Annotated in this window: 36 protein-coding genes and 1 pseudogene; 2 read left to right on the forward strand and 35 right to left on the reverse strand. The window is 32.0% G+C overall.

From position 1 onward, the window contains the following. Positions 1–111 precede the first annotated feature (111 nt). From ACQKOG_RS18395 to ACQKOG_RS18450, 12 genes are all read right to left on the reverse strand, one after another. Complete coding sequence (locus tag ACQKOG_RS18395; RefSeq protein ID WP_427447828.1) at positions 112–639, reverse strand: hypothetical protein; 528 nt, start codon at positions 637–639, stop codon at positions 112–114. Between the two features lie 52 nt (positions 640–691). Continuing rightward, positions 692–1,114, reverse strand: coding sequence for a hypothetical protein (locus ACQKOG_RS18400; protein ID WP_415733272.1), 423 nt, complete (start codon positions 1,112–1,114; stop codon positions 692–694). Between the two features lie 65 nt (positions 1,115–1,179). After that, positions 1,180–1,749, reverse strand: coding sequence for a suppressor of fused domain protein (locus ACQKOG_RS18405; RefSeq protein WP_427447830.1), 570 nt, complete (start codon positions 1,747–1,749; stop codon positions 1,180–1,182). Positions 1,750–1,786: 37 nt separating this feature from the next. Continuing rightward, positions 1,787–2,167 carry a hypothetical protein gene (locus tag ACQKOG_RS18410; protein WP_402869854.1) on the reverse strand — a complete coding sequence of 127 codons (381 nt, stop codon included), beginning with the start codon at positions 2,165–2,167 and terminating at the stop codon, positions 1,787–1,789. 112 nt (positions 2,168–2,279) lie between these two features. Next, positions 2,280–2,516, reverse strand: coding sequence for a hypothetical protein (locus ACQKOG_RS18415; protein WP_427447832.1), 237 nt, complete (start codon positions 2,514–2,516; stop codon positions 2,280–2,282). A gap of 9 nt (positions 2,517–2,525) precedes the next feature. Then, on the reverse strand, positions 2,526–2,957 hold the full coding sequence (locus ACQKOG_RS18420) for a hypothetical protein (RefSeq protein ID WP_427447834.1): 432 nt from the start codon (positions 2,955–2,957) through the stop codon (positions 2,526–2,528). Positions 2,958–3,025: 68 nt separating this feature from the next. After that, a complete protein-coding gene (locus ACQKOG_RS18425; protein WP_402869848.1) occupies positions 3,026–3,478 on the reverse strand; it encodes a hypothetical protein in 453 nt (150 codons plus the stop codon). A gap of 231 nt (positions 3,479–3,709) precedes the next feature. Further along, positions 3,710–4,144 (reverse strand): SMI1/KNR4 family protein, encoded by a 435-nt coding sequence (locus tag ACQKOG_RS18430; RefSeq protein WP_402869846.1) that lies wholly within the window; start codon positions 4,142–4,144, stop codon positions 3,710–3,712. 69 nt (positions 4,145–4,213) lie between these two features. Then, positions 4,214–4,516 carry a hypothetical protein gene (locus ACQKOG_RS18435; protein WP_402869844.1) on the reverse strand — a complete coding sequence of 101 codons (303 nt, stop codon included), beginning with the start codon at positions 4,514–4,516 and terminating at the stop codon, positions 4,214–4,216. 153 nt (positions 4,517–4,669) lie between these two features. After that, the gene (locus ACQKOG_RS18440; protein ID WP_402869842.1) at positions 4,670–5,071 is read right to left on the reverse strand and encodes a hypothetical protein; all 402 of its coding nucleotides are present in this window, start codon (positions 5,069–5,071) and stop codon (positions 4,670–4,672) included. A 345-nt stretch (positions 5,072–5,416) separates the two neighbouring features. Beyond that, positions 5,417–5,914: a YfbM family protein gene (locus ACQKOG_RS18445; protein WP_402869840.1), complete on the reverse strand. Its 498-nt coding sequence runs from the start codon at positions 5,912–5,914 to the stop codon at positions 5,417–5,419. Between the two features lie 309 nt (positions 5,915–6,223). Continuing rightward, the gene (locus ACQKOG_RS18450; RefSeq protein WP_402869838.1) at positions 6,224–6,649 is read right to left on the reverse strand and encodes a hypothetical protein; all 426 of its coding nucleotides are present in this window, start codon (positions 6,647–6,649) and stop codon (positions 6,224–6,226) included. Between the two features lie 332 nt (positions 6,650–6,981). Here ACQKOG_RS18450 and ACQKOG_RS18455 point away from each other — a divergent pair, with 332 nt between their 5' ends. Then, a complete protein-coding gene (locus tag ACQKOG_RS18455; RefSeq protein WP_427447837.1) occupies positions 6,982–8,214 on the forward strand; it encodes a DUF418 domain-containing protein in 1,233 nt (410 codons plus the stop codon). Positions 8,215–8,431: 217 nt separating this feature from the next. Here the strand turns inward: ACQKOG_RS18455 and ACQKOG_RS18460 are convergent, their stop codons facing one another. From ACQKOG_RS18460 to ACQKOG_RS18545, 18 genes are all read right to left on the reverse strand, one after another. Continuing rightward, positions 8,432–9,079 carry a hypothetical protein gene (locus ACQKOG_RS18460; RefSeq protein ID WP_402869834.1) on the reverse strand — a complete coding sequence of 216 codons (648 nt, stop codon included), beginning with the start codon at positions 9,077–9,079 and terminating at the stop codon, positions 8,432–8,434. Positions 9,080–9,373: 294 nt separating this feature from the next. After that, positions 9,374–9,568 (reverse strand): hypothetical protein, encoded by a 195-nt coding sequence (locus ACQKOG_RS18465; protein ID WP_427447839.1) that lies wholly within the window; start codon positions 9,566–9,568, stop codon positions 9,374–9,376. A gap of 81 nt (positions 9,569–9,649) precedes the next feature. Continuing rightward, positions 9,650–9,934 (reverse strand): hypothetical protein, encoded by a 285-nt coding sequence (locus tag ACQKOG_RS18470; protein WP_427447841.1) that lies wholly within the window; start codon positions 9,932–9,934, stop codon positions 9,650–9,652. Further along, the gene (locus ACQKOG_RS18475) at positions 9,918–10,424 is read right to left on the reverse strand and encodes an SMI1/KNR4 family protein (protein ID WP_370079793.1); all 507 of its coding nucleotides are present in this window, start codon (positions 10,422–10,424) and stop codon (positions 9,918–9,920) included. Before ACQKOG_RS18475 ends, ACQKOG_RS18470 begins: the two co-directional genes overlap by 17 nt. Positions 10,425–10,853: 429 nt before the next feature. Beyond that, on the reverse strand, positions 10,854–11,549 hold the full coding sequence (locus ACQKOG_RS18480) for an imm11 family protein (protein ID WP_370079791.1): 696 nt from the start codon (positions 11,547–11,549) through the stop codon (positions 10,854–10,856). A gap of 61 nt (positions 11,550–11,610) precedes the next feature. Continuing rightward, complete coding sequence (locus ACQKOG_RS18485; RefSeq protein ID WP_370079789.1) at positions 11,611–11,928, reverse strand: hypothetical protein; 318 nt, start codon at positions 11,926–11,928, stop codon at positions 11,611–11,613. 522 nt (positions 11,929–12,450) lie between these two features. After that, entirely contained in the window at positions 12,451–12,843 is a 393-nt protein-coding gene (locus ACQKOG_RS18490) for an immunity 22 family protein (RefSeq protein ID WP_370079788.1), read from the reverse strand. Between the two features lie 207 nt (positions 12,844–13,050). After that, positions 13,051–13,443, reverse strand: coding sequence for a hypothetical protein (locus ACQKOG_RS18495; protein ID WP_370079786.1), 393 nt, complete (start codon positions 13,441–13,443; stop codon positions 13,051–13,053). A gap of 159 nt (positions 13,444–13,602) precedes the next feature. Beyond that, positions 13,603–14,277 (reverse strand): hypothetical protein, encoded by a 675-nt coding sequence (locus tag ACQKOG_RS18500; protein WP_427447844.1) that lies wholly within the window; start codon positions 14,275–14,277, stop codon positions 13,603–13,605. A 210-nt stretch (positions 14,278–14,487) separates the two neighbouring features. After that, positions 14,488–14,928, reverse strand: a complete 441-nt coding sequence (locus tag ACQKOG_RS18505; RefSeq protein WP_370079782.1) for an ankyrin repeat domain-containing protein — start codon at positions 14,926–14,928, stop codon at positions 14,488–14,490. Further along, positions 14,921–15,160, reverse strand: coding sequence for a hypothetical protein (locus ACQKOG_RS18510; protein WP_370079780.1), 240 nt, complete (start codon positions 15,158–15,160; stop codon positions 14,921–14,923). Before ACQKOG_RS18510 ends, ACQKOG_RS18505 begins: the two co-directional genes overlap by 8 nt. A gap of 67 nt (positions 15,161–15,227) precedes the next feature. Then, positions 15,228–15,545, reverse strand: a complete 318-nt coding sequence (locus tag ACQKOG_RS18515; RefSeq protein ID WP_370079778.1) for a hypothetical protein — start codon at positions 15,543–15,545, stop codon at positions 15,228–15,230. A gap of 253 nt (positions 15,546–15,798) precedes the next feature. Beyond that, a complete protein-coding gene (locus tag ACQKOG_RS18520; RefSeq protein ID WP_427447847.1) occupies positions 15,799–16,428 on the reverse strand; it encodes a hypothetical protein in 630 nt (209 codons plus the stop codon). Between the two features lie 202 nt (positions 16,429–16,630). Further along, a complete protein-coding gene (locus tag ACQKOG_RS18525) occupies positions 16,631–16,936 on the reverse strand; it encodes a hypothetical protein (RefSeq protein WP_427447849.1) in 306 nt (101 codons plus the stop codon). Between the two features lie 136 nt (positions 16,937–17,072). Next, positions 17,073–17,486 (reverse strand): hypothetical protein, encoded by a 414-nt coding sequence (locus tag ACQKOG_RS18530; RefSeq protein ID WP_370079772.1) that lies wholly within the window; start codon positions 17,484–17,486, stop codon positions 17,073–17,075. 202 nt (positions 17,487–17,688) lie between these two features. Further along, positions 17,689–18,363 carry a hypothetical protein gene (locus ACQKOG_RS18535; RefSeq protein ID WP_427447851.1) on the reverse strand — a complete coding sequence of 225 codons (675 nt, stop codon included), beginning with the start codon at positions 18,361–18,363 and terminating at the stop codon, positions 17,689–17,691. Between the two features lie 184 nt (positions 18,364–18,547). Beyond that, positions 18,548–18,985 carry an SMI1/KNR4 family protein gene (locus ACQKOG_RS18540; protein WP_370079768.1) on the reverse strand — a complete coding sequence of 146 codons (438 nt, stop codon included), beginning with the start codon at positions 18,983–18,985 and terminating at the stop codon, positions 18,548–18,550. A gap of 944 nt (positions 18,986–19,929) precedes the next feature. Beyond that, on the reverse strand, positions 19,930–20,826 hold the full coding sequence (locus ACQKOG_RS18545; protein WP_323646460.1) for a DegV family protein: 897 nt from the start codon (positions 20,824–20,826) through the stop codon (positions 19,930–19,932). 166 nt (positions 20,827–20,992) lie between these two features. Here ACQKOG_RS18545 and ACQKOG_RS18550 point away from each other — a divergent pair. Beyond that, positions 20,993–21,581: pseudogene (locus ACQKOG_RS18550) on the forward strand (IS66 family transposase); the annotation flags it as partial. Between the two features lie 251 nt (positions 21,582–21,832). Here ACQKOG_RS18550 and ACQKOG_RS18555 read toward each other — a convergent pair. From ACQKOG_RS18555 to ACQKOG_RS18575, 5 genes are all read right to left on the reverse strand, one after another. Beyond that, the gene (locus ACQKOG_RS18555; RefSeq protein WP_370079766.1) at positions 21,833–22,153 is read right to left on the reverse strand and encodes a hypothetical protein; all 321 of its coding nucleotides are present in this window, start codon (positions 22,151–22,153) and stop codon (positions 21,833–21,835) included. A 124-nt stretch (positions 22,154–22,277) separates the two neighbouring features. Continuing rightward, the gene (locus tag ACQKOG_RS18560) at positions 22,278–22,778 is read right to left on the reverse strand and encodes a CPCC family cysteine-rich protein (RefSeq protein ID WP_370079764.1); all 501 of its coding nucleotides are present in this window, start codon (positions 22,776–22,778) and stop codon (positions 22,278–22,280) included. Between the two features lie 158 nt (positions 22,779–22,936). Further along, entirely contained in the window at positions 22,937–23,383 is a 447-nt protein-coding gene (locus tag ACQKOG_RS18565; RefSeq protein WP_370079762.1) for a hypothetical protein, read from the reverse strand. 337 nt (positions 23,384–23,720) lie between these two features. Continuing rightward, positions 23,721–24,146, reverse strand: a complete 426-nt coding sequence (locus tag ACQKOG_RS18570) for a hypothetical protein (protein WP_370079761.1) — start codon at positions 24,144–24,146, stop codon at positions 23,721–23,723. An 82-nt stretch (positions 24,147–24,228) separates the two neighbouring features. Next, positions 24,229–24,993, reverse strand: coding sequence for a hypothetical protein (locus ACQKOG_RS18575; RefSeq protein WP_370079759.1), 765 nt, complete (start codon positions 24,991–24,993; stop codon positions 24,229–24,231). Positions 24,994–24,999 lie beyond the last annotated feature (6 nt).

Genomic DNA, 24,999 nt, shown 5'->3' on the forward strand with positions numbered 1-24,999 from the left:
AGTACAAACTCAAGCAGCATAATTTTTAAAAACGTAAGTTTTCTTAATAGGAGCAGTCTAAGCTCTTGAAAAAAGTGATTTATGAAATTGATTCAAATAGAAATTAATACATTATAGAATTTTTGATAGTTCTGTACCAATAAATTTATTCCCCCATCCTCTATTTTCTACTATAGAAGATTTTAGAAACGGTTCAATGTTTGGCAATGGGAATTTATTTTCAATCATAAAATTTATGAGTACTTCCAAGGATAAAAGACTGCCTTCACCGTATTCTTCAATGATTGTGTACACATGACTGATTCCAAGATTATAGATATATCGAAGTAACACATTAATAGAGTCCTCAACACTTTGATATAATTTATATAAAGTTGTAAATTCATCTCTACTTAAACGCTCAAACTCTTCTTCTTCGTATGTTTTAAATTCCAATAAATTTTCTGGAATTAATTCGACTACTACATCATTCCAATTATCTAAATATTGTATGCTTGTGAATTCCCATAAATAGTTTAAAACTATTTTCCAATCGTTACTATCATAATTTAATGCTATTAGTGCATTCTCAAAACAACTAACGCCATAAGCTACTCTCCCTCTGAAGGAGATCTGTCTAAATGGTTCCATATTAATCATAATAATTCCTCTTTAGAATCCCGATTGAATGTATCTTGTTAAAGATACACAGCTATTTAAACTTTCCTAAACTATAATATGGATTCGAAATAGTATCCCCCACTTCTTCAACTGTCTCTATTATTTCAGCTAGTATTATTTGATTTATCCGCTTATTCATATTTATAGAGTCTCTTATTTTTTGAAAACTTTTTACCAGTCCAAGATTTACAACTATAGAAAGTATGATATCAACCTCTTCATAAGAATCTGTATTCCATATTTTTAAAATCGTTAAATCCAATTTATTTCTTATACTATTTTCTAATAATTCGTATGTCATAACTTGTCTATCAGTTAATTGACTAATGATAAGTAAAAACTCACCCTTTACAATCTTTCCTTCTCCAAATTCAATTAAAGTTTTTTGAAAAATCAATGCTATCGTTTCTGTTGCTAATCTGTCCGGTAAATTTTCAACTTCTTTTAGATTCATATATTCATTTACCTTTTATGTATATACTTTTGTTATTAATCTATGTAGCAGGCAGACACTCCCTATTAAACCACCAAAGCTCTTTTAACGTTAAATGGATCCACGTTCCCTTCTTCTAACAGATCCTCAAATTTCTCTGCCCCATGTTTTGCAAAATAATCATATTCGGACTTTGAAATGAAAAATGCTAGCAGCAGTTTTCCATCCCTTTCGTAAGAGTCTGTAAGGGCCGTACTATATTCTTCTGGAAAAGCATACAGCTCAGTAAAATAGACAGCACTTTTATTATATTTATGAACAAAAGCAGCATCAATGTTCTCTATTCCACTGATCGCTATGCCTCTCCCTATCTGCATTTGATTTTGGACACAGTAAAATAACGTATTTGCAAGAATAAAGCCCGAACTATTAAACGCTCCATCAACTACCATAGAAATCTCAATATAATCGCCCACTACTTCTGTATATTTACTCAAACCAAGTGTGGTATAAACCAAGCATTCTTCAAAGACATTTTCATACTTCAAAATTTGGATACTTGGCATTTCTTCACTATATTTATACACCTCCCGATCGATTGGCCTTCCTAAAAATTTTGTGTAATGATCGAAGTAAAGAGTTCCATAGTTAATCATCTAATTTCTCCTTTAGTTCCTTCTATATTGTTTCCACCTAAATTTCAACTAAAGACAGCACTTCAAAACTAGCACAGTAAAATTTAATGATGTTATTTTCATAATCTTCTACCAAATATTTATTATCTAATTCAAAACCATTTTTACTTAAATTATGAATTGTAAAGCCCATTAATTGGTTGTAGCTATTTCCAAATCCTATTAAATCAAGGGAAGAAACATCATTAAATTTCATCTTCAACGTATACTTACTTCTATCCACTTCTACTAAAAAATCTACTTCTAAATAGGAAACTTCATCATAATATGAATTGTATCCTATATAATAATTGAAACCTGTAATATAGTTCATATTCGTTGAACTGAAACTTGGGATCTTTATTGGAATTACTGTTTCTTCATACCACTCTTTTGTCATTTGTATTGTTTACTCCTTTGACCATTGTTTATAATTAAAGATTCCCTATATCTTCAATAACAGCACTTTCATCCTGAATTCCGATTAGACCAAGTTGTAAATATCACCTATTTTAATTGATTTTTTCCGGTATTTTATATAAACAAAGAGTATCTAATGCTTCAAAAATGTTGTCGCCGAATTTATATAATGAGCTTGCATTTTTACCTAATACATCAATCACAGAATCATTTACTTGATATCCCATCGTTTCCAAAAACATTACGGATTTAGTTACGTTAATCTTATTATTTGGATTCCAGCCTGCCTGTAGTAGTATGTCTCTCGTTTTTACCGACAAATTCTCCATAAGCACTCTTTACCATTTCCCTCTCTCAAAATCATCAGTATCTATTTCTTTAACAAATACCGATATCCACAATACGGTATGCTCAATTGGATCAGTTTCAATATATATACCATTTGCACTAACATAGACTTCTTCAAAATCATCATATTGAAAACTCGGCTCTATTTTGTGCACCTCATCAATATGCATCCCAATATGTATCTTGTTAAATAATAACCCTTTGTAATCTTTCAATGCTGTTATTTTAAAGAGCTTCCCATTCATCAAATTGAACCAAAGGTCTACAGAATCTTTAATTTCATATCTAATAAAAAACTTTGTAAACAATCTTGACTTCTCATCCATATTAACAATTAAATCGTAGAACTGGCTTATATGACTATAAAGCTTAACCCCTCCAAGTCCTACCCAAGGAACAATAGGTAAATTGTTATCAATCACTCTACTCACTCCTTTACAGAAAACAGGATAAATTCTCACAGTTTTGCTTACTCTGGATAGCTTTGCATTTATAAATTACCCTCGAATTTCTTATTAATATATTTACAAGCCGTCTCGAGATCTTTAAATATCCATCCAATTTTATCTATAGGTTCTTTACTATCAATTCCTAATAATAATGTTCTAACTGCCTTTTCACAGCCCGTCCCAACGATAACAGCTAATGGTAATGCCTCATTAGGGTATTTATCTGCACTAATATTAAACACATATTCTAGCATATCTCCCCATTCATAATTTAAATCTTGCAGATCAATAATAATGGCATCAGGATCCCATGCCTCCATCGCTGCCTTTCCCATAGCATTCATATAAATAGCATCAGTATTTCCAGCAGATCCGAACCCGTATTTACCAGAATACTTTATTACTAATATTTCTATTTCTTCTGAAACCCCAAAGTAATAATCAACTTGAATATCACTTAGTTGAGAAAGTTCGACTTTCTTAAGATTTTTCATTTTAATTCCTTTCTATTCGAAAGAGATTCTATTTCTTCTCCTAACAGGGCTTGGCACAATAATCTAATGCTTCGAAAATATTATCACCAGATTAACTCAATCAGCTACTCCTCAATCAGCTACTGATTATTCTAATTCAATGTTGGAGAGGATTGTCTCTTTTATGTAGTACAAATAATTATTAGCAGAAGAAGAAACTTCACTGAAACTTTTATCAAGGCTAATCAACATTTATCCATTTAAAAACTGAGGCAAGTTGTTGATCCATTCTTCAAAGCTTGTATTGTATTCCTCAACATTAAAATCTTCACTAGAATAGTAATATACAGGGGATGCTGGGCCGTATTTTGCATTTATACAAAAATAATCACCGTTACCGATCTCGAAGAATGGAATCATATTTGCATTCCAATTGCCATTATTAATCTCATAATCATACACAAACGTAATTAAATCATTCCCATTATTTTTTCCTGTTGATACGTTTAAAATACCTGGTAATACATATTTAGAAATTAAGATAAAAAAATATTTAAACTCATCCCCAAATCTACAATTAAGTTTTCTCTCTGTTTTTTCCCAATCATTCAAAGAAGGTGGATCTAAGTCATCCCATTCTCTATCCAACACTTGAGATAAAACGGCTTCCACTTCATCATATGTCATATTACATTACCTCTCTTTTTATATTAGAAAGTTTTGAATATGCAATAGCTTAATGCACCTCCCCCTTTTTTATTCCATATGCTCTTCAGCAATTTGTATATGCGTTTTTAAATTTAAGTCTGGATATCTTTGATCTAAAGAATATAGTAACTCAATATACTTTTTACTTTGCAAATTATAAGCAACTTCTTCGAAAACCTCACTTACAAATAAAAGTTCCATTTTTGTACATACTTGCAAGAAATTCATGGTCAAATTTTCTTCTTCACTTAGTAAGGCTATTAGTTCTTCCCATTTCTGCTCAATTCTTGGATCATTATCATGAAGTAATGCTCGTTCACCTATGACTTTCCTTATTTTTTCCTCAAACATTGATTAATATCTTCCTTTCGATTAGATGATAAATGATAGGGTTCGCACTTGGTATCTATTCGCTATGAATAAGGGTTTGTATTTGGTCAATGAAAAAATTTAACGAGCTCTATTTTTTAATACTATGATTTTTTCTTTACTCAATGTAACTATTCAAACCTTATAAAATTCTTCTACCGAAATGACTTCCATAGAAGTACAATAAAACTCAATAAATTCGAATCCATCATTTTCACCATATCCACTATCATCATGTACATGATAACGCTGACTGCTCACCAAACCTTGCTCTTTCATATCATGAACAATTAAGTCCCTAGACAGTGGAAAAGTTGTTGCTTTTCTTATCGTTAAATCGTAAACATGATAATATCTAATCCTTATTTTGAAAGGTTCTTTTGTTTCTATAAAGGTAATATGAAAGGTAAGATCCAGTGTTCCAATATAGTTATCTTCAACATCCTTTTCAACATTATATTCAATCTTTACGATTCTCTCGTAAACCCAAGCACCATCTAATCTCTGTTTAATTAGTTCTTTGTTTTTTAAATGCACTATGCTCTAACCCTCTTTTCATTTGGTAGTCCAAGGTATAAATCAAATCCAATCAAGCTCCTCTTATCCGTGTAAGCGTCAACGGGCATAGTGAAGCGTAACTGAAAAATGTTCTTAATACTTGAAAAAAGCGATGTTCGATGTAAAAAACAAATGTTGGTTGTGATTAAAGCTGTCAGTCGGCGACTGCTGGAGTTGACCGTGTAGATGTAGGTGTAATTTTTGCCACTCTATTTCTAAGCGTTTTAGAGTAAAAGAAAAAACTCGTCAGAATAAACTGTGCCCTATCGAGTAGACACTTTATAAAAGTCTCTCGATGGGGTACAGTTTATTATTGTTGCGGTTTTAATAAATGCTGATCAATATGTCATGACCCCGGGCAAGGCTTTGTTCATAAAAATGGATTAACTGATCGAGTTCCGCTATAAGTTCTGCGAAAAGTTCCTCAGCTTCATCGTCCGCCCAAATATCCGGATAAATCTGTTTCGCTCTAAAATCGGCTGGCTTGAATTGTTGCTGCAAGACGGTCCTATCCATAGAATGAAGAGCCTCTAAAATGCGGGGTAGCTCATCAGAACCAATGACGCTGACGAATTCTTCAATATCCAGCACGCGGACTCCGACAATGGCCTCGCTTAATGGGTGGTCCTCGATTGGCTGCGAGGCAGAGATCCCTGTTAGCAAACAATGCAATCCGTCCCATAATTTATCCATTTCATATACGGGACAGCATTGTTTTTCCATAAGCTCCTCAATCTTCTCGACGATATGAGAATTGTCTAACTGGGAAATTTCATCCGCTAAAGCATCGTTTAATGATAAGTAACTGGCCATGATTCCCATCGTGTATCTTCTCCTTTTTTTCTATCAATTTATTCTTAAACCTAAACGGCAAACTTGTGAGAATTTGTTCCCCTAATGCCGTCCATTTGGCATCGATGAAAACGTATCGTCTTCTCATATAAGATTACCATATTTTAGGTATGTTTGATAATTTTCAAGGCATACTTACGGTAGAACAAGCTGCAAACATTGGTACACCTTGCCACTCTCCCTGTTGCGCAGACGTTTTAATTAACGCGGAAGGTTTATATTCCATTTTCACTAAATTTGGAGATTATATGATAAACAAGAAATTGATTTTTCGAAAACTTATCTGTGCTTTTTTGCAACCTCACTATCTGGTTTTATTTTTAAGACTTTTTCAGCTAGTATTTTAGCCTCTCGATCACTTAATAATTTATCAGGTATAGCGTTAAAAAATAATAAATATTCTTTTAGCTCTACATCATCTTCATCGCAGTCGATTGCCTTTTTTGCGTGATAAAATGCTGCCTGATAAGCTCCCTCTAAATGACATAATGGGAGAGATAAAATAATTGAAGCTATATAGTGAAGGAAAGCTGTTTCTCTATTTTTTAATAAATCTAAAACAAAAGAATAATATATGATACTTTCTGATTTATAACACAACTCCAATATATAATCTTCAAATTCATCTTTATTCAAACCATCCACTAATGCTTTCGCTTCTATAAATTTTAACGAAAGAATGCAGTCTTCTAATCTAGTTTTCATTGTAGTTTCACCTCTTATAAAGTCATCATTACCGTACATAAAATTCCCTTAATTTATCTTCCATGTATATTCCAGGAATATCTAACTTAACATATCTTTTCCTTATGATACACTCTTTTTCCTACTTCCTTATCTCTGTTAATTCCGATAATTAATAGTTCATGCATAAAAAAGAATGAATTTCTTATACAGTAAATATTTCACAAAAAATCACGATATTTAGTTTTCCTTATAAAATCCTGATAATTATCATTTAAAGTTTCATTAACAAGTTTTTTTCAACTATAGGCCACTTGTTGAAAGGACAAAATAACAATTGAAAGGACGATTATATGAAGCAAAAGCTTTCACCCATATCTGCCAAAGAGCGGATTGAAACACTCGATGTATTAAGGGGGTTCGCATTATTAGGAATCATATTAGCCAATATTGTTTGGTTCCTTTATCCGGCCTATATGCAGGAAGATCTAAGTTTTAAAAATGAATGGACTTCTTTTTGGAATCAAGCCGATTATACAGTTCATACTATTCTTACTATGTTTGTCGAAGGAAAATTTGTTATGCTGTTTTCTATGCTGTTCGGTTTTGGAATGGTCATTATGCAAGAAAGAGCCACTGCTAAGCAATTAAACTTTTGGGGAATTTATTCTAGACGACTTATTGCGTTATTTATTTTCGGTTGTATCCACGCCTATTTCATTTGGTTTGGAGATATTTTAACAGACTATGCAATTTTAGGATTATTACTCCTTCTCATGCATAAGTTAAAACCAAAAGCTATGTTAATTATTAGTTTAACTTTATATAGCTTACTTTTGGGATCATTTACGTTTGGGGCAATATCTTCTGATTCTACTATGTCAATGTCCATGTCCATGTCAGAGGAAAGTCGTCAGCTCATGCAAGTTACGATCGATGCCCACCAAAATGGAGATATTCAAGAATTATTAGATGCTAATCTTATGGAAAGAACTTTTTATACAATGCGTAATGGGCTGTATGTTCTTTTTTTAGGCAATCCTATATTTTTTTTATTTTCAAATCTTCCATTCTTACTAATGTTCTTATTTGGAGCAGCTGTTGCGAAGAAAAAATGGATTCATCGTTTTGAAGAATATCGAAAAGGATTTTTCATTACGTGGTTACTAACATTGATTTTTGGTGGAACATTGGGCTGGATATTACCTTCCCTTTCAGAAAACTTTTCTACTGTTCAATATATTAGCTCGCCACTCCTAACAATCTTTTATGCCATTAGCTTAATCTTTATTTATCACACGGTGAAAGGGAAGAAAATATTACAGTGGTTAGCGTTCCCAGGAAGAATGGCATTCACAAACTATATCGGGCAATCTATTATATGTACATTTTTATTTGGACCATTTGCATTCGGCGTATACGGAAAACTCCACTTAACTACAGCTATCATCATTGCCATTGTCATTTTTGTTTTCCAAGTGATTTTTAGTAAGCTTTGGTTATCCAAATTCCGCTTCGGGCCATTAGAATATATTTGGAGGTCATTCACTTATTTAGGTATTAAAAAGGAATCTATAAATGCATAGCTTAGGTGAGGATTGACTGCAATTAATTGAGTTCTCGATAAACTCGCAAAATTAATCGATTAATTCAGGATTCTTCTCGATAAAATGAACTAAGGGGCTGCCAGTTGACAGCCCCTCTTCAATTATTTCGTTAATCGTTCCTTCTTTTTAATAATTTTAACATCAACTCTTAATGTGAAACGCAAGATAAAGTTCCGTAACTACATTTTTTTGATTATCAACCATATAAGTAATCGATAAAATTTTCAACAAGTTCATCGTTTTTATTTATCTTACTTATCATCTCTTTTAAATCTTCTATAAAGCCTTCGAGCAATTCACAAGATTCATCATCTATTATTTCCCCATTATATTTTCCTTGTACTAATTCTAAAGTAATTGAGAGATAATCCAGAAAATCGGAAAAAGAGTTTGCAATCGGAAAAAGAGCACCTGTTTCATAAGAGGCCATGACTGGTGAGCCTTCTTTATCAGTTACAACCACGACAGGATCATCATTTTTATCTGCAATGACAAGCCAAAATGGATTCCATTCTGGATCATCTTCTAGATCCGTTCCAATCCAACGAAACCCCTCTTGCCTATAGACAAGATTTTCAGGAGACCAAAGACTAAGAGATGAATTTCCTAAATCAATGCTCGTGCTTTTTAGCTTGTGACCATCATGACGGATATCACAAATTATTTCACAACGTTCATAAAAAAAATTTAATTCAGGAGAAAAATAAATTTTTTCATCTACCTGTAGTTTTACTAATTCTGATTTATAACGTACTCCACCATTCTTTACAACTGGGGATTCTTCTTGTGGGTATTTATTCATTGTCTGTATAAATTTTAATATCGAATTTTCTATTTGTTTCACATAAGCTCAACCCTCTCGTTTATTTTTTTCATTGATCTGTCCAATGTTCTTGCCTCTAAGAGAGAAACCGTGATTTACAATACATTTCCCATTTCATTACGAATGACATCGATTATTGCACTAAGCTACTCGCAATCCAAAGGTTATCTGCCAATCCTTGAAAACCCTTTGTCTGATGAAACAGAGTAGTAAATACACAGGACAAGGCAGTTCTTTACCAACAAAAACACATATAAAAAAGCTTAATTGGCTTCTTTATATGTGTTTTTAAATCATTTCTGTTGTTATTTGTGCCTAAAGTTTTAAATAACGGAAATCAAAATCAATACCTTCGCCATCCAGCAGATTTGCTTTATACTCTATTTCTTCCTTAGAACTATCAAAAGTAACTTCTGTGTACAATTTCTGGATTTCAATTATCTCATTTAATAAATAGTCATTGAAATCTTTATATACTTTAGCCCCATTAATGGGATCATGAGAAAACAAATAAACCTCTCCAGTGTCTCTTTTAAAACAAATAGGATCATTGCTAGGGCTTTCAGAAAAAACAATATATTTATCTGTTTCTTACTGTTGAAAGTGTAATGATACAAATTCCCAAATAGAATTTGTGAATACTTCCCACTCATCAATTTTCTTAAGGTTGTACATGAAATCAGAACTTTCAATACCACCAAAATTTATGAAATAGTCTTTCGTTTGTGAGGGAATTATCCAGTCTAGATATTGCTCTGTCTTTTGAAAAATTTTTTCACATTCTAATGAAATCACTTCTACATCATAATCCTCAAGAAAGGATGTTAGGTTTTCAATCCAATCGTCTTCCCCTATCTGTCTAATTGGTACCATCATAAGCATCCCCATACGATTCGAAATTTTCAGCCAACCAAAACCAATTTTCACCTTTACTAGAGTATAAATGCTCTAACAGTTCCGTAAAGCTTTTAGCAATAATCTGACTATCCCCTGGTGTTGCATGGGTTTCCAAAAAACTATCATAGCAATAACCGAAATGAGACTTGCTCATGTCAATACTAATGTATTGGTTTATTTGTTCAGATTCAGCAATAAGATACCAGTCATTACTAATATCATCTTCTAGTTCCTCCCAAATAACATCATCCTCTGGGTAAAGCCTTTTACTAGTTGGAATAAACTCATTTGAAGAAACTATTTTTATTCCATAAGGCTTATCTAAAAACATTTGTAGGGAGTCATAATTACTAAAAAAATAATGCAAATCTTTTGGAAGAGCTAAATCACTTGTGAAATCTGTGATCCTTTTCACAAGTCTACAATTACTATCCTGTTCAATTTTTTTAATAATCTCTATTATCTTCATACTTGCTCCTTTAATCTCAAATTTACTTGTATTTATCATATATGTATTTATTGAATTCTTTGTAAAACTTATCTCGTGCTTCCCCTAGGTACTTAGCTGCATCAAACGTTACATCTAACAACTCTTGTGCTTGCTTTGCTATTATTTTATCCCAATCCCCCTACTTTTCCAATTGTTTCCTCGAATCACTTCTGAATACGTCATAACAATAGTTAAACTTTATCCAAAAGGTAAATAAATTTAGTTTAAAAAAAGAGTAGCAATAAATCCAGATACTGCGGATTTATGCTACTCCTTAAATGTTTTTTGCAAGTGAGAAATTCTTAATTATCATAGAGATATATAGACAAATGTTATCACATATCATCCAGCGAGTACTACGATGTCTGTTTTATTATCACTAAGTTTCTACTTCCATTCAGAATTATTTTATTTTAAATCAACAAATTCCGGACTACGTACATTTCCTTCTTTAACTAACAGAACGCCTTGAATTTTCTCTTTTCTGCAAGCATCCACGAAAACTTCATCTACAACTATCTCTTCTTTTGATTCTTTCATTCTTACGACATGATATCCATTAAGGGATTCTTGAATAAAAGCAATAATATTTAAACTAATTGGCCCATCAGGTATGGATTTAATTAGTGGTTCATAGTCTGATCTATTATGATCTAAACAAGGAATCAGATTTAAAACATTCATTACAAAGTAAGAATTGTTTATTTCTCCCGTTTCTGTAGATTTTATTATTGCAGGAATGAACTCGCAATCTGAACCTAATCCTTCTATTAGTGTTTTTAGCTTTAAACTTACTAGTTTACCACCGACTGTTGGTAAAATATCATACTGTTCCATATAAGAATCGAACCTATCTACCACGTATAAAAGTTTTTCACTCTGAGAATAAGGTGTTCCTTTATCTAAATCAAATCTATTATATTTATTCTCATTAGAATAAAAGAAATATACATCTCTTTTGTAAGAAGCTAACAATCTGAAATAACTCATCTCATACTCATCCTTCACAATGTAGTCTGGTTTTGCCAGTTCTAAGATTTTTCTTTCCCTATTTATTATATCTTTCATAGCATAGTGGTATTGCTTAGAAATCCATTTGCTCAACTCGCAGACATTCGTTGTATGTTTTATAGCGATTCAAATATGAGCAACAAACACCATGATATTAAATATTTATTGTTAACGATTCAGCAAAATTTTGTAATTTTTTTATAAGATAATTGATTTCATCAACTCCCATAATCATACACTCGTCGGCTTCCATAATCATTATGTCTTTAATAATGCCTTCAATTTCATTTGGTAAGTGTCGATTATATTCTAAATAAACAATATAAGCAGATTTGGCAATCTCAATAGGATCGTTTGTACTTTCCCAAACAGATACTAGTTCAATTAATGATTTTTTTATCGACATATTTTTTGTAACCCTATTTTCCTTTCTTAATTTTTGTGCAACCTTACCTTCTTTGATATCTTTCAATATTTCCTGTCTTCTATTCTTTCTTTCTACCTGTTATACCCCAGGTTGAGAACTATTCGAGTCATATGTCGTAGATAAATTCCATTATCTCACTGTTGAAATCAATATCGTATTGTTTCAAAATTTCTATTGGCCTTGGAGCAGCAGGATGATCCATAGCAATGTGAAAACAGCTCAATTTATAGCAAAAAAGAGCAGAAAAACCACCTATCACCTAAGGTTCTATTACTCTTTTGATATGCTTACTGCACTAAAATATAAACGTTTAAATAAATATGTACAAAAATGCTTTTTTAACCAAGTACATTTTTGATTTCCTTTGTATTATAACTTTACAGGAAGTGGCGAGCATCATAGCCTTGACCGGTTAGCCAGCTCTTGATATAGCTGGGTTCTAGGCTATTGAGTAGAGGTCCGTGTCAAGTTGTAATTATTCACGCATTTGTATAGAAAAGTAGTTAATCAGCGAAAGTGTACATACTTATACTAGCAAAAATGTACATTGTTATTTTTACGTTTGCACTAAAAATCGGTTTCGAATAATCCGATATAATGCAGGCCGTTATAAAGCTTTTTAACATCTGTAATTTCGATTTCCGAATCGAAATAATAAAACATTGTGTTTACTTTGTCTAATCCTTTTTGAATACAGATGTTTTTTATTTCAACCATCGACTCATCCTCTACTGATAGTTCTTCAATAAATTCATCCACGTCTGTTAATTTATCTTGCCAGTAGACACCAATCCAATCCTCGTCATACACTTTTTCATTAATATCCTTACAAAATTCACATATCTTATATTTTGGATCATCGATATCCATGTTTGGATCACTATAATCGATTTCAAAGTATTCATTAAAGGTATCGTTATCTACGTTGCTAATTCCTATCCAAACATGAACCTTACTCATTATCCCCATTATTATTTACAACTCACTTTTATATGATTTTTATGATATTCTGCAATTATTTTTCTAACTTCCCTTTTGGAGTTCTTGAAAGCCTGAGACAATTGTCTATGAAAATTACTACTTGCTTTACTAGATTTTCCAGGTAGCCTTATTAAATTTACATGTGCTCGTTTAGGTTTCTACATCTTTTGTAATTAGCTACTCTTTTTATTCTATGTTAAATTTTCCCTCAACCGTTTTTATAAAATCTATTACATCTTTTTCCGTAAAAGAAAATGGACTAAAAATATTTTTTGTTAACAACTCTTTTTCTTCATAACTCAACTTCTCCCATGCCCCATTTTGAGCATTTTCTACTGCTCTTTCTTTAAAAAAATTATGATTTTCAATCTTCCGCCATTCACTCCATGTATCTTTACCTTTTTCTTCGATTTCGTATTCTGTTAACATATCTACAATATTGTTGCAGATTTTTGCAATAATGGGACTACCCGCAACATCGAAATTATCTGGACTCTTATGAAATTTTGCCTCAAGTAAAGCTTTATGTAAGTTTAAAATTTCATAATATCCCTGAACCTCTAGTTTTATTTCATTCATAGAAATGATTTCCTTCCTTTATAAAATTCAGTTTTTAAGCTCCTTACATGTGATTTAGTTTCCAATACCATATATAGATTAACCAGCATTATTTTCTCTTTCAGTAATATCTTTATGCAGTTTGTTAGGGATTCTTTCCATGTTCACTTGGATTATATTCTACTGGATTTTGGATTTTTTGATCTTCCACCTTAACTTTTCGACATCCATTTGATTTAGTTTCAATTGTTTTGTGTATATGAATATATCTTCGTTAACATACTCAAATCGAAATGTGGTAGTTGGTATAATATTTTTATTTTCATGATAGAAACCATTTCTAATAATTGTATCAATTGTCTCATTGCTATTATAAGAATATTTATCCACCAAAAATGTTTCTTCGTTCAATTCTTCGTCTCCATCCAAGTCAACGTCCTTTAAATAGAATATTACTTTTTCAATCGCAGTCTCTTTAAAAACTACACAATATACTTGTTCTAAAACTATTTCATCATTATCGTTATTTAGATACCTAAGATACAATTTCATTCCATCTTCTTTTATTACAAAAACGCTGCTCCATCCCTTATTTTCACTATCATATGAATAGTACAGTTCACCATCTTTTAACTTATTTACTATAACCCCCTCGTTAGATTTGGGCTCAGCTTTATAGATTTTCGGTTCCTTTAATTGATTCAGTGCATTTTGGTATGGGAAAAATTCCAAAAACGAATCACTCCAAATAACTGTTTCATTTACTATGTCTTTTATTTGGTAAAGCATATCTTCGTATGAGTCGAAATATTTTTCAAAAATTTTACGCAGCAAATCGTATTCTTTTTTTATCACCTTGTACACTTCCCTAATTTTTTGTCGTTTTTGTTTCCCAACTTTAATTCCATCTGGATTTTCCGTAGACCGTCATGCTGATAAGTCTTTCGTCAAATACAAAAAACATATGTAAAGAAAGTGCTTATACGTCTTCTTTACATATGTTTTTGAATCTTAATAAAATACATTATTATCAAGAAAATAATATAGAATTAGTTGTAGATCGCACTATTCGAGTAAATCCTTTGGTGCTATCCCACGATTGTTTGCCTTTTTAGGATCTGCTCCATTCTCTAATAGATATCTTATTGTTGATGTTTCATTACTATTTTCCATGATCGCTCTCCATAAGGGTGTATTGCCTAAATTATCTACTGCATCAATTTCAGCACCACGAATTATAAGAACCTTAACAATATTATATCTGTCATAAATAGCTGCAAAATGCAGTGCGGTTAAGCCCGATGCATCTTTAATATTAACATTACATCCAATATTCACAAGATAATTAACAATATCATCCTTTCCTTCAACGATTGCGGTCATCAGAAACGTACGACCGTCCCTATCCACACTATCTAAACCATATTTTTGTAAAAACGCATTAATTTTCTCGTAATTTGATTCATTTAGTAACACATACAACTGTGTATCATCGAATTTATTCATGAATCATTCTTTTACTAAATCTTTCGCTTTCCTTTATATTTTTTAAAATTCTCCCCTTTTTAAATTTATTTATCTCATGAAAGTAAGGAAGATGAGCATAATATTCATCAGAAGCATATTTCCAATAAGAAATCTCTGATAACTTTGTAGTAATCATACTGTCTATATTCTGTTCTACTTCACTCCTCTTATCTAATAATTCTTTTCGAATTTCAAGTACTGTTGAGTTCATTCTACTCCTCCATTTAAAAACACATATCATTGAACCTTTTATAAGAGGTAACATATAAATCACTTAACTACGGCATAAGACTACTTACCCACTCTTTAAGATTTACAGTCCACTCTTTACTCTTAACTTTTTTAAAGTAAAGTATCTTGCCATTCCGACTTTCTTCACAATAGAAAATATCATTCAGATTAGTACTTCTTCTCCCAAAATCACCATGAATAGGGAATATTAAAGTAATAACTTCTTTATTTATACCTCTCGTTATTTTCCAATAAACTGTAAAATCATTTGTTACATAATACAATTGATCAGAATATGCATTTGAAACCGACCAGCCACTTTGAATTAGCTGATTCTCTAACATTTCTAAATGTTTAATTGACATAGTTCTCCTTCTTAAAATTGATCCCGGAAATTTTTCTCAAAGTATTTCCATCCTTAGTTAAATGTCTTCAAATTTTTCTGCATTAAAGGAGAACCTCATCCGCAAATCCCCTTGGCTGGTGTTCTAGCAATTGGTTTTTCCATTTACAATAAGTCTTCATCAACTTGATTTCCTCGTACATTATTCAAATATAGTTTCGTTTTCTATCCTCTATTTTATAAAAATAACTTATTTCACTAGAATATTTATCAACCTATGAATATTGCCAATATCCTACTATTGGATTCTTTATTGAATCCTCCGTCACAATTGCATACAAATACACAGCACCAAACCCAAATGGAAGGCTTGTACCTGAATGGAATAATCCATTGGGATAACCGTCCTCATCAATTTGACACAAGAAACTATACCCATCTTTTTCTAATTCTGAGTAATAATATTCTTCTTCTTGGATGTGAAAGGGATTCCCACCAAACTTAATAAAAAAAGGTGTTTCAAAGGCTTGTTCCTCATTTACAAAAATACCTTCTGAAATATAGTGTTTAACAATTCCAAATTCGGTATAAGTGGAATCCAAACTTTCTTTTGAAACCGGATGTTCAAACACGTACAATGAGCAGTTTGGATAAATATTTTTTGAAACACGATTTTCGTATTCTTTTGGTATAAAGACCGAAACCATCTTATTTTTATCTAGTGGACTTACAAAACAAAGATAGAAGTGATAATCAGATCCAATTTCACTAAAAAATTCACTTTTATCGTCAAAATATGCTGGGGCATTTCCACCAATCCATCCATTACCAACATTCTGATTTTTGTCTAACTGAAATATAATACTTTCTTTTCGTTCAACTACTATGTTATTTTTATTCTCCATATTATTATCCAAATAACTTATCGGATTTTACACCCCTTTGCATTGAGTTACTTTCTACAGATTAATCCATGTCTTCAGGCGACTTCATTCCATTACCAAAGTATTCGTACTTCCACACATCGCCATTCGGTTCTGTTTTCTGAATCAAGTGGCCCTATCATAGCTGTAAATCCTAGTCTAAGAAGAGGTTGAAGAGTAAATATTACATCTCTTCCAGCTCATATTGCAAACTTAGGTTTACAATGACTTTACAAACTTCCTCTATTAACTCAATTTCTTGAACTCTTCTGTTACCATTAGTGCAGATGCAGATGTATATTTCATCCTTGCAATTTTCTATAGTACACCATCGATCCCAATTAAAATCGTCATATGGAAATACAATTACTTTTTGATCCATAATTACATCTTTATACATTTCATTAGACTTTAGGACAGAGAATATTTCCTCGATTACCAAATCTATTTTTTCTTTATCTTCAAGAACTATACTGTACTCAATACCCATATTATCAACCCCTTCTTCATGATTTCTTCATCTTCGTCAGCCAAGTCAACTGCTTATTCGATGGTCTACCGGTATAATATTTTCTTTACATACCTTTTTGAAAGTTTTATATTTAAATTCCATCAAAATATTAAAGTCATCCAACAATCCAGCTAATTATTATCCCTTTTGCCTTTTTCAAATTATCATTATTTAATGTACAAACTATTACTAATTCATTCAGAGTACCTTTGGCATCAACAGTACTATTTCTCCAAGAGGTAAATACGTCCCCTTCAATTGGATTTTCTTGAATAACCCTTATTATTCTCCCATCTTTTTTAGATCTCGCTGAGAATATTGGGTTTCCATCCATCACTTTTTTCCCATTACTGAAAGTGGTTTTATAAAATGGGCTTAACCAATCGCTCTTATTAATATTTTCTGTATCTAGCCACTTAAAAAAGTTATCCATCCAATATTTTTCTAAAGCTTCATATACCTTTTCATCATTTAAATAATTATCAAAACCGTGGATATTTTCTTCTTTATCCAGGACAAACACCTCCAATGCCTTTCACCTATACAACTAACCTTTCATGCACCATTCCCTTTACTAGAAAAGCTTTTTTAGACTTCAGATACATTTGGCGGATGATTTTGAGGTCATGGAATAGACTCCTCAAATTTTACAACATGTAAGGAAGGAGCTCTTAATTTTATTAGCGTTGGCTCTCTATACATTACTCTATTTCTTAAGGAAGGCCATTTGCTTAATTTTTTACTGGACTAATTAAAATCACATTCTTTGAATTGTGAACCTCTAAACAATTGTATTTTTGATTTAAAATTTCAATTGTTTTTCCATACTTCATAAGTGTGATATCTTGGATCACTAAAAAAGGTACACCATTCAGTTTTTCTCTAATATCTTTTATAGAAAGTTTCAAATTAAAGCATTTTCTTATGTCCATAATAAATTTATTTGCATCATTTGGTACTCTGACAACATACACTTTTACCTCATCTATCAAATCAAGTTCGACTGAAGGAACATCTTCTTCATCTATAACAGGATTATTTTCAAGCCAAGTAAAAAAATCAATATCTAAAGAATATAAAGGCGACGACAATGCACCCAAATCTTGATAGAATACGTTTAGTTGGTCGCTATTCTTTTTTAAAAACACTCCTTGACCTCCACCATCATCCCCTATCAAAATATAATCTGCTGCATAAACACTTACTTCATACAACCCGTTCCTTTCCACTGCCATGTTAAAACCATAAATATTTATTCCGTTTTCAAATGTAACTTCCTCAAAAAAATTCCAAAACTCAATTAGTCTCGTAGGTATGTTCGTTTGTAAACTGGTATTGATCTCATTTGCATCAAAGTTTCTTTCTGTTCTAGTGATTAAAGGTGTCGACTTAAAATTTAAAATCATTGATTTCCTCCAATTAAATATGACCTAGTTTATTTGCTATACCTTTAAGGAATCTTTTCCCCATTTCGCTGTTTGTTTCTGAGTTCTTCATTAGCAGAAGGAAAAAACAGACAGGATAAAGCGATAACCTCTGTTTAAATTGTCTGTTTTCTTTACCTAAGGCCCTTTTTTATCTCTTCTGGAATTAATCATCTTCACATTTTTCAAGATTATTTATGAAGGTAACAAAGCTATTTGATAAAAAATTGATGCTTCTTTCTGTAACTTCCCCCAAGTCCATCCATATAAGAACAACACTTCCGTTATCTAGATCAATACAAAATAAATTTCCACCCCAATCATTTGCAAACGGGAGATATTTTTTTGGGAGTGCATCTCTATTTATGAAATCTAGGTACCTTTCTTCTAGTAGCCTTGAGCTATTTGTATATTTTATTGGAGAAAACTCGGCAATTTCCGTTTCAATGTCAATATCATGGGCATAATAACAAGGTTTAACTGGAATCCCGCCATTAAATTGTAAATAATGGTCTTTAAGCTGTTGTGGTAAATTAAATCCTAATGTAATTTCAACATCGTTTAAGTCGTTTATTGTTAGTTGAGTAGAACAATCTATAAACATTCTCTTCGCTCCTTAGTTACTACTTACATGTCATTTTTCTAGATTCATTGTTTCTCCATCCAGATTCATATGAAGCTTCATACGTACCAAAAAATCCAAAATGATGTTCGAACTGTTTAACCGACCCTTGATGTTTCAAAGTGGCCTTAATTGCATGGTTACCTCGCCTGTTTTAGGATTAAAATTTGCTACTTGGTGCCTTATCCTATAGCACTAATATCCGCTTCTTTAAATGCTGCAGTAAAATCTGAGCTCCTATCAAAAGCCTTGATATAAAGGTATTTATTGATCAAAAAATGGGTATTACCCCATTTTACTACAACTCCAGGTACTACTCACCTGATGATGAGGATAAACACTACATACACGAAAAAACAATTCCATTTTTAACGCAAAAAAATATGTAAAGAAAAGGCTTAAGGCTCCTCTTTACATATTTTTTGGAAAGTAATAATCGTATTTATCTTAATATGATATTGCGAAATCAGTTGAATAGAGTTCTATTTCCTCATCTATATACTGCCCTTGATATCTAAAGTTAAAAACTAAAAGGCAATAAACTCTACTTCCAGTAAGTAAGTTGCTCTATCAATACCAAACAATCCCTATTTACATGATAGCAAGACGTTGATTTCTCTGAATCAATCTAGCCTAACTTCGCTCATACGTTCTTTCAATCTCATGAAAACCGATTTCCTTGATGATCTACCTTTTCGTATCATGTTCAAACTAATGCGCTTCGCCTTTTTCATTGATCACAGCGATTAACTACTCTTATGTATCATTAGAGAAAAACATACGGTAAGCCCGTAATCAAATAACGCATATAAATAACCAGGCATCTCCGGTACGATAAATGTATCAATTAGAGGAGGTGCTTCTTTATGTCAACTACCAAACTAACAATTGTCCCTGTGACACTAGATCCGATCACTGACAACTCTTTATATAGTAACTAATTCAGCTTTCTTTTTCTTAAGTGGTGCAAGCTCTGGTAGACGTACCCAACTTAAACCAAGCGTTCCTTCACCTGCATGAACCGCTACACAAGCACTTAGTGGTAATACGGAGAAGTTTATGAGCGGATATTCGTTCTCTAAAGCTTTTTTCCAAGCGGTTGCGCCTTCTTCATCATTACAGTGAATAATTGCAACTTCAGGGATAATACTTTTTTCTAGATCTGTATTTAAAACATTTTGTACATATGTTTTAGCTCTAGTCGTAGCGCGTACTTTTTCTTTCATAACGGGCTTCCCATCTTCAAATGATATGACAACTTTAATATTCAACAAGTTACTTAAAAATGCTTGAGTCCCTGAAACTCGACCACTTTTATGTAATTGTGATAAGTTAGCCGGAATAAATGAAAGCTCACTGTTATCTGCCATCTCATTGATTCTTTCAACAATATAGCCAGGTTCAAAACCTTCACGCTCTAACTGCTGACCGAGTTTAATCATTTTCATCATCGGAAATGACCCGATTTTTGAATCCACTGGATATACTTCAAATTCAGCTTGACCAGCTGCTGTGAAAGTGCTTTGATAAGTGCCCGAAAGATGTTGAGAGGTATGAATTGCAATTGCACATGTATACCCTTGTTCTTTTAATGATTTATATAAGTCTACAACTTCACCAATAGCAGGTTGTGATGTCTTTGGATTTTTTTTAGCATTTCGTAGCTTTTCGTAAAACTGATCATGTGTCATATCAACAGTTTCGCGTAAAGCCCCTTCTTCGAACACTATATTAAGTGGTAATACGTGAATTTGATTGTCCTGTATGAACTTTTCATCTAACAATGCTGCTGTATCTGTAACCCATGCAATTTTCTTTCCCATTTAAAAGTAATCCCCTTCATCTATCGTAGAATATTATTCATTTTATCTTATGCAACTATACACAGATAAGATCATCATGAGTAGTGATATTTATAATACTGTATTTATTTTTTACAATCTTCGACATTATTTCGACAATAATTGCGATAAAAATAGCATTTTATAAGCATACGGTAAGCTATCTAATATTTCATTCGCTAATTGTTGGGCGCATATACGACGTTATTGGCTGAAAGCCGATAGCAAAAATGGGAAAATCGGCTTGGATTACTGTGATCAACTGTATCGCTTAGAACGGCAATATAAGCATCTCTCACCAGGAAAGCGTCGTAAAGCACAGCAAAAGCAATCAAAACCGATTGTCGAAAAGTTTCAGGAATGGGTAGATAAATCGCCATTCTTCGGAAAAAACACCTTGGATAAAGTTTCCAAAAATACATTAAATCGTGTACATAGGTTAAAAGTTTCTCTGTTCGATGGTCGGATTGGAATTGATAATAATCCAGTTGAAAATCCGATTCGTCCTAATGTGATTGGCCGAAAGAACTGGCGTTTTTCTGTGAGTGAAGCTGGTGCTAAAGCGAATGCACTGCTTGAGTCTGGCTGAAACAGCAAAAGCGAATGGTATCGATTTCTATCAATATTTAGTTAAACTAAGGATGGAGCTGCCGAATTTACCGATCCATCAGCAACCCCAAATTTTAAATAAATACATGCCTTGGTCGAAAAATATCCAAGCCACATGTGCAAAATAGCCATCTATTCGAAAAAAATTTCAGATAGATGGACATTCGTTGTGCGGTCCGGAAAGATGCGCATATTTTTTGTATTTCGGGCTCACAACATACGAGATAATACATTTCTATTTCTAAAAAAACACATGTAAAGAAGGACTTAAATACTTTTCTTTACATGCTTTTAAGTTTCATCTTGAAACAAGTAGCCCTGCTTTTTAATTTTTTTATAAGGTGTAACTATAGCTAAACAGTTTAATTTAAATTTTCTGTTATTTCCGAGTAACTGGAATCATTTTTTTATAGACTCCCCTCAAAAATACATCATTAATAGCGGATAATAGTTTCTCTTTGGTGATTTTATCTACTAGGACAACATTTTCCTCATAAAAGAAGCTATACATTTTTAATTCATCATCTACATCTTGCTTAAACCTTGTAGAATCATAAAAGTTGATCTGGAATTCATTTTCATTATTTATTTTTAAAATAGTACCATATAAATAACCTTTTGATTGCATTTCAAATTGAACTAATTCGTCATCTAAATCATAATCGAAAAATACTTGAAAACCATTTAGTTTAATTTCCATTTTATTATCACCTTGTACATTCTGTTTTTACTTTAGACAACTCCTGCTTATATTGCTCCGGTGTTACTATATAGGAATAACATTCAAAATGCTTCTAAATAGAAACCTCAGTTACAGCGAGAAACTACTGTGAATTCTCGTAACCTTTCTTAAAAGGAATTATATTTGTATTAATTTCTTTGAGTTTGCTCTCTCTGTAGTTTCTTAGTGTTGAAGCATTGGCATAACTATAATTGTCTTGAGAGGCTTCTGATTTGCCATCATCCTCCCAAAAACATACTGGGCAAACATCATACTCACCTCTAGATTCTAATGTTAAGTACCCACAGCAGTGACATTTGTATAATTCCTTTTCTTTGCCTATAACAGTATAATTTTCTTTGAAACAGTCTTTAATAAATTTTTCTAAAAATTCATTTGAAACACCAGCAAATATTTTTTCGCAATAGAAGTTAATTAAAAAATTTTGTACTTCATCAGAGTATAAATCACTGTATTCAATTGAATTTCCGTTATCATCTAAGTAATCAGCACAAAGTCTATCTTTTATTTCGTTTTCAGATAAACTTGATATTTTATTAATAGAATAACATTTAAGCGCAAAGTTCCTACTTAACTTGTGCATTTAATTTTAACCTCCGATAAGGATAATCCTGTTTTTTCAGTGCTTTAGAATTTTTCTATCTTTAACATGCCTTACAAGTATCCACGATTACCTTACGATGAATTTTCTGAACCAATCCTGTCAGATTTGGTTCGTATTCGGCAGGGCTATAATACAAATCAATTTAGCTCGTTGACAGAATACGTCGATGCTATTAATTCAATATAGCTATCATATCCCTTAACAATATAATGTTTCAAATTCAACCTATTTCTGGGGTCGTACTTCTTTATATTTTCCTGTAAATGTTTAGAATCTATCACTTCATAAAATCCTGAATCTGGCTGATGAAGTATCTCTTCATCATTCTCCAAGTGATTTCCACTTGATGATTCCTTAGAAATACAAAAACCATTATAATTGGATTCATCGAAATTTAGCGTTACACATTTAACTTCGGCTACAATTGAAAAAATAATTTCTATGTTAACACATTTTTCTTTATCTATGCTCTTTAATGGTATAGCACCAACTTCAATTCTCACGCCACCCGATTCTGTATATACCAACTCTAAATCAGTAGTAGATATTTTGAATATAAAATTTAATGACTTTAAAGTTAACATTCTTAAAACCTCCCGTTTTTTCACCTAGACAACTTGTTACATTCTTAACAAGACCAGAACCATCTTTATTCTTTGCAATCGATTCACCCGACCTTACATAATCAAGATACTTGTTCAAAAGCGCTCAAACAAACGCTTACCTTAATATATAATTTAACAATTATTTCTGTAATCGTTCCGAGATAAGGAGGAATAAACCCAGTTAATCAAAACACGAAAAAACACATGTCCATGGAATAATACCCTTTACATGTGTTTTAAAATTTCCTACAAAGCTACACATTTCTATGTTGTAGATTTCTGTGCTCTTGTTAAATAATTGTAGTGGTTTATAAAATTATACGCTTTTATCCATTTTTTCATCAGCTATTCTAAGTCCATCTGGCAAAATAAGATTGTATTCTTGAGCCACAACTTCAATAACCTCATCGTAACATTCAAGAAAATAATGCTTAAACCCCTTTTCAACTAATGTCTTTTGCTGATTCAAAAAGTCGGAATCAATCACTTCACAAAAACATGTATCCAATAAATTTTCGTTAAAGTAATCAAGACCACAAAGTCCAAACTTGACTACATTTTTAAAAATGAAAGAAATATCAATGCATCGTTCTTCTGTAGAAATATTTGATGCCAACGCAGTTGATAAATTTAACGAAAGTTCAACTTCTCTTGGAAATCGATCCATAATGAGCTTTTTTAAAATCAACGCATCTCTAGCATCTATTACACCAACAGTTGTTTCTATTAATCTGGTTCTCATTATGCCCTCCATTTCTTTACCTAAAGCAACATCCTACCGGCTGTTCCGTAGATACCCATACGTTTTTAATATTCTTTATTTATTACAATTCAAAAACACTAAATTTAATTTTATTATAAATCAGTTCCTCATTTATTATTTTTTCAATCTCTCTCCAGTCCCCGCCTGCTAACCCTGAACCAATTTTAGGCATCTGTATAGATAATCTATGTATTAATGAAAATCTTGCAACTTCTTTTAAACATAAACGAAGTGCATCGTAATCAATATAAGTTGTACTATCTTTATAATTTTTTCTCACACCTTTTTGCGCAAGCATATTTGCAATAAAAATTGTTTTCTGTTGATCTACACATACAAACTGAACTTCTCCTAACCTAAATGTTTCTTTGTCATTAGACCATTTTAGATATTCTTTTTTTGCAAGCGGGAATTGCTTTGATAGAGATAGAACAAAGCCTTTTCCCCATAATCCTAATAGGTTAACAACATGAATGATTAGTGTATTTTGTTCTAAAGGAAGAGAAGCATCACCTTTTAAGTAACTTATTTGTGATTTGTTAACATGATCTAAAATTCCCTCTTTCCACTTACCTTCAAATTCTAATCTAGTAATAGGTATACTATCACTTAAGTCTAAACTATCGATATGTCCATCGTACAATAAAAATCCAATATTTTCGTTCCAATCGTTCAACGATGAAGAAATATACATATCGTTATTGATTATATTGATCTGCCTAGTTGCAACTCCATTCTCAAATTCTGTAAATAATTGTCCGTTACCTTTTGCAAAATCAATATTATCGCATTTGTAGTATAATAAGCTTTCAATCTTTTCCTCCACTAATGT

It is taken from the genome of Lysinibacillus sp. NPDC093216, assembly GCF_050280325.1.
Lineage (GTDB): Bacteria > Bacillota > Bacilli > Bacillales_A > Planococcaceae > Lysinibacillus.

Coding starts and splice junctions, on each gene's coding strand:
- ACQKOG_RS18395 (WP_427447828.1), bottom strand. CDS start 639: ATGATTAATATGGAACCATTTAGACAGATCTCCTTCAGAGGGAGAGTA.
- ACQKOG_RS18400 (WP_415733272.1), bottom strand. CDS start 1,114: ATGAATCTAAAAGAAGTTGAAAATTTACCGGACAGATTAGCAACAGAA.
- ACQKOG_RS18405 (WP_427447830.1), bottom strand. CDS start 1,749: ATGATTAACTATGGAACTCTTTACTTCGATCATTACACAAAATTTTTA.
- ACQKOG_RS18410 (WP_402869854.1), bottom strand. CDS start 2,167: ATGACAAAAGAGTGGTATGAAGAAACAGTAATTCCAATAAAGATCCCA.
- ACQKOG_RS18415 (WP_427447832.1), bottom strand. CDS start 2,516: ATGGAGAATTTGTCGGTAAAAACGAGAGACATACTACTACAGGCAGGC.
- ACQKOG_RS18425 (WP_402869848.1), bottom strand. CDS start 3,478: ATGAAAAATCTTAAGAAAGTCGAACTTTCTCAACTAAGTGATATTCAA.
- ACQKOG_RS18430 (WP_402869846.1), bottom strand. CDS start 4,144: ATGACATATGATGAAGTGGAAGCCGTTTTATCTCAAGTGTTGGATAGA.
- ACQKOG_RS18435 (WP_402869844.1), bottom strand. CDS start 4,516: ATGTTTGAGGAAAAAATAAGGAAAGTCATAGGTGAACGAGCATTACTT.
- ACQKOG_RS18445 (WP_402869840.1), bottom strand. CDS start 5,914: ATGGGAATCATGGCCAGTTACTTATCATTAAACGATGCTTTAGCGGAT.
- ACQKOG_RS18450 (WP_402869838.1), bottom strand. CDS start 6,649: ATGAAAACTAGATTAGAAGACTGCATTCTTTCGTTAAAATTTATAGAA.
- ACQKOG_RS18455 (WP_427447837.1), top strand. CDS start 6,982: ATGAAGCAAAAGCTTTCACCCATATCTGCCAAAGAGCGGATTGAAACA.
- ACQKOG_RS18470 (WP_427447841.1), bottom strand. CDS start 9,934: ATGATGGTACCAATTAGACAGATAGGGGAAGACGATTGGATTGAAAAC.
- ACQKOG_RS18475 (WP_370079793.1), bottom strand. CDS start 10,424: ATGAAGATAATAGAGATTATTAAAAAAATTGAACAGGATAGTAATTGT.
- ACQKOG_RS18490 (WP_370079788.1), bottom strand. CDS start 12,843: ATGAGTAAGGTTCATGTTTGGATAGGAATTAGCAACGTAGATAACGAT.
- ACQKOG_RS18495 (WP_370079786.1), bottom strand. CDS start 13,443: ATGAATGAAATAAAACTAGAGGTTCAGGGATATTATGAAATTTTAAAC.
- ACQKOG_RS18505 (WP_370079782.1), bottom strand. CDS start 14,928: ATGAATAAATTCGATGATACACAGTTGTATGTGTTACTAAATGAATCA.
- ACQKOG_RS18510 (WP_370079780.1), bottom strand. CDS start 15,160: ATGAACTCAACAGTACTTGAAATTCGAAAAGAATTATTAGATAAGAGG.
- ACQKOG_RS18515 (WP_370079778.1), bottom strand. CDS start 15,545: ATGTCAATTAAACATTTAGAAATGTTAGAGAATCAGCTAATTCAAAGT.
- ACQKOG_RS18520 (WP_427447847.1), bottom strand. CDS start 16,428: ATGGAGAATAAAAATAACATAGTAGTTGAACGAAAAGAAAGTATTATA.
- ACQKOG_RS18525 (WP_427447849.1), bottom strand. CDS start 16,936: ATGGGTATTGAGTACAGTATAGTTCTTGAAGATAAAGAAAAAATAGAT.
- ACQKOG_RS18535 (WP_427447851.1), bottom strand. CDS start 18,363: ATGATTTTAAATTTTAAGTCGACACCTTTAATCACTAGAACAGAAAGA.
- ACQKOG_RS18540 (WP_370079768.1), bottom strand. CDS start 18,985: ATGTTTATAGATTGTTCTACTCAACTAACAATAAACGACTTAAACGAT.
- ACQKOG_RS18545 (WP_323646460.1), bottom strand. CDS start 20,826: ATGGGAAAGAAAATTGCATGGGTTACAGATACAGCAGCATTGTTAGAT.
- ACQKOG_RS18555 (WP_370079766.1), bottom strand. CDS start 22,153: ATGGAAATTAAACTAAATGGTTTTCAAGTATTTTTCGATTATGATTTA.
- ACQKOG_RS18560 (WP_370079764.1), bottom strand. CDS start 22,778: ATGCACAAGTTAAGTAGGAACTTTGCGCTTAAATGTTATTCTATTAAT.
- ACQKOG_RS18565 (WP_370079762.1), bottom strand. CDS start 23,383: ATGTTAACTTTAAAGTCATTAAATTTTATATTCAAAATATCTACTACT.
- ACQKOG_RS18570 (WP_370079761.1), bottom strand. CDS start 24,146: ATGAGAACCAGATTAATAGAAACAACTGTTGGTGTAATAGATGCTAGA.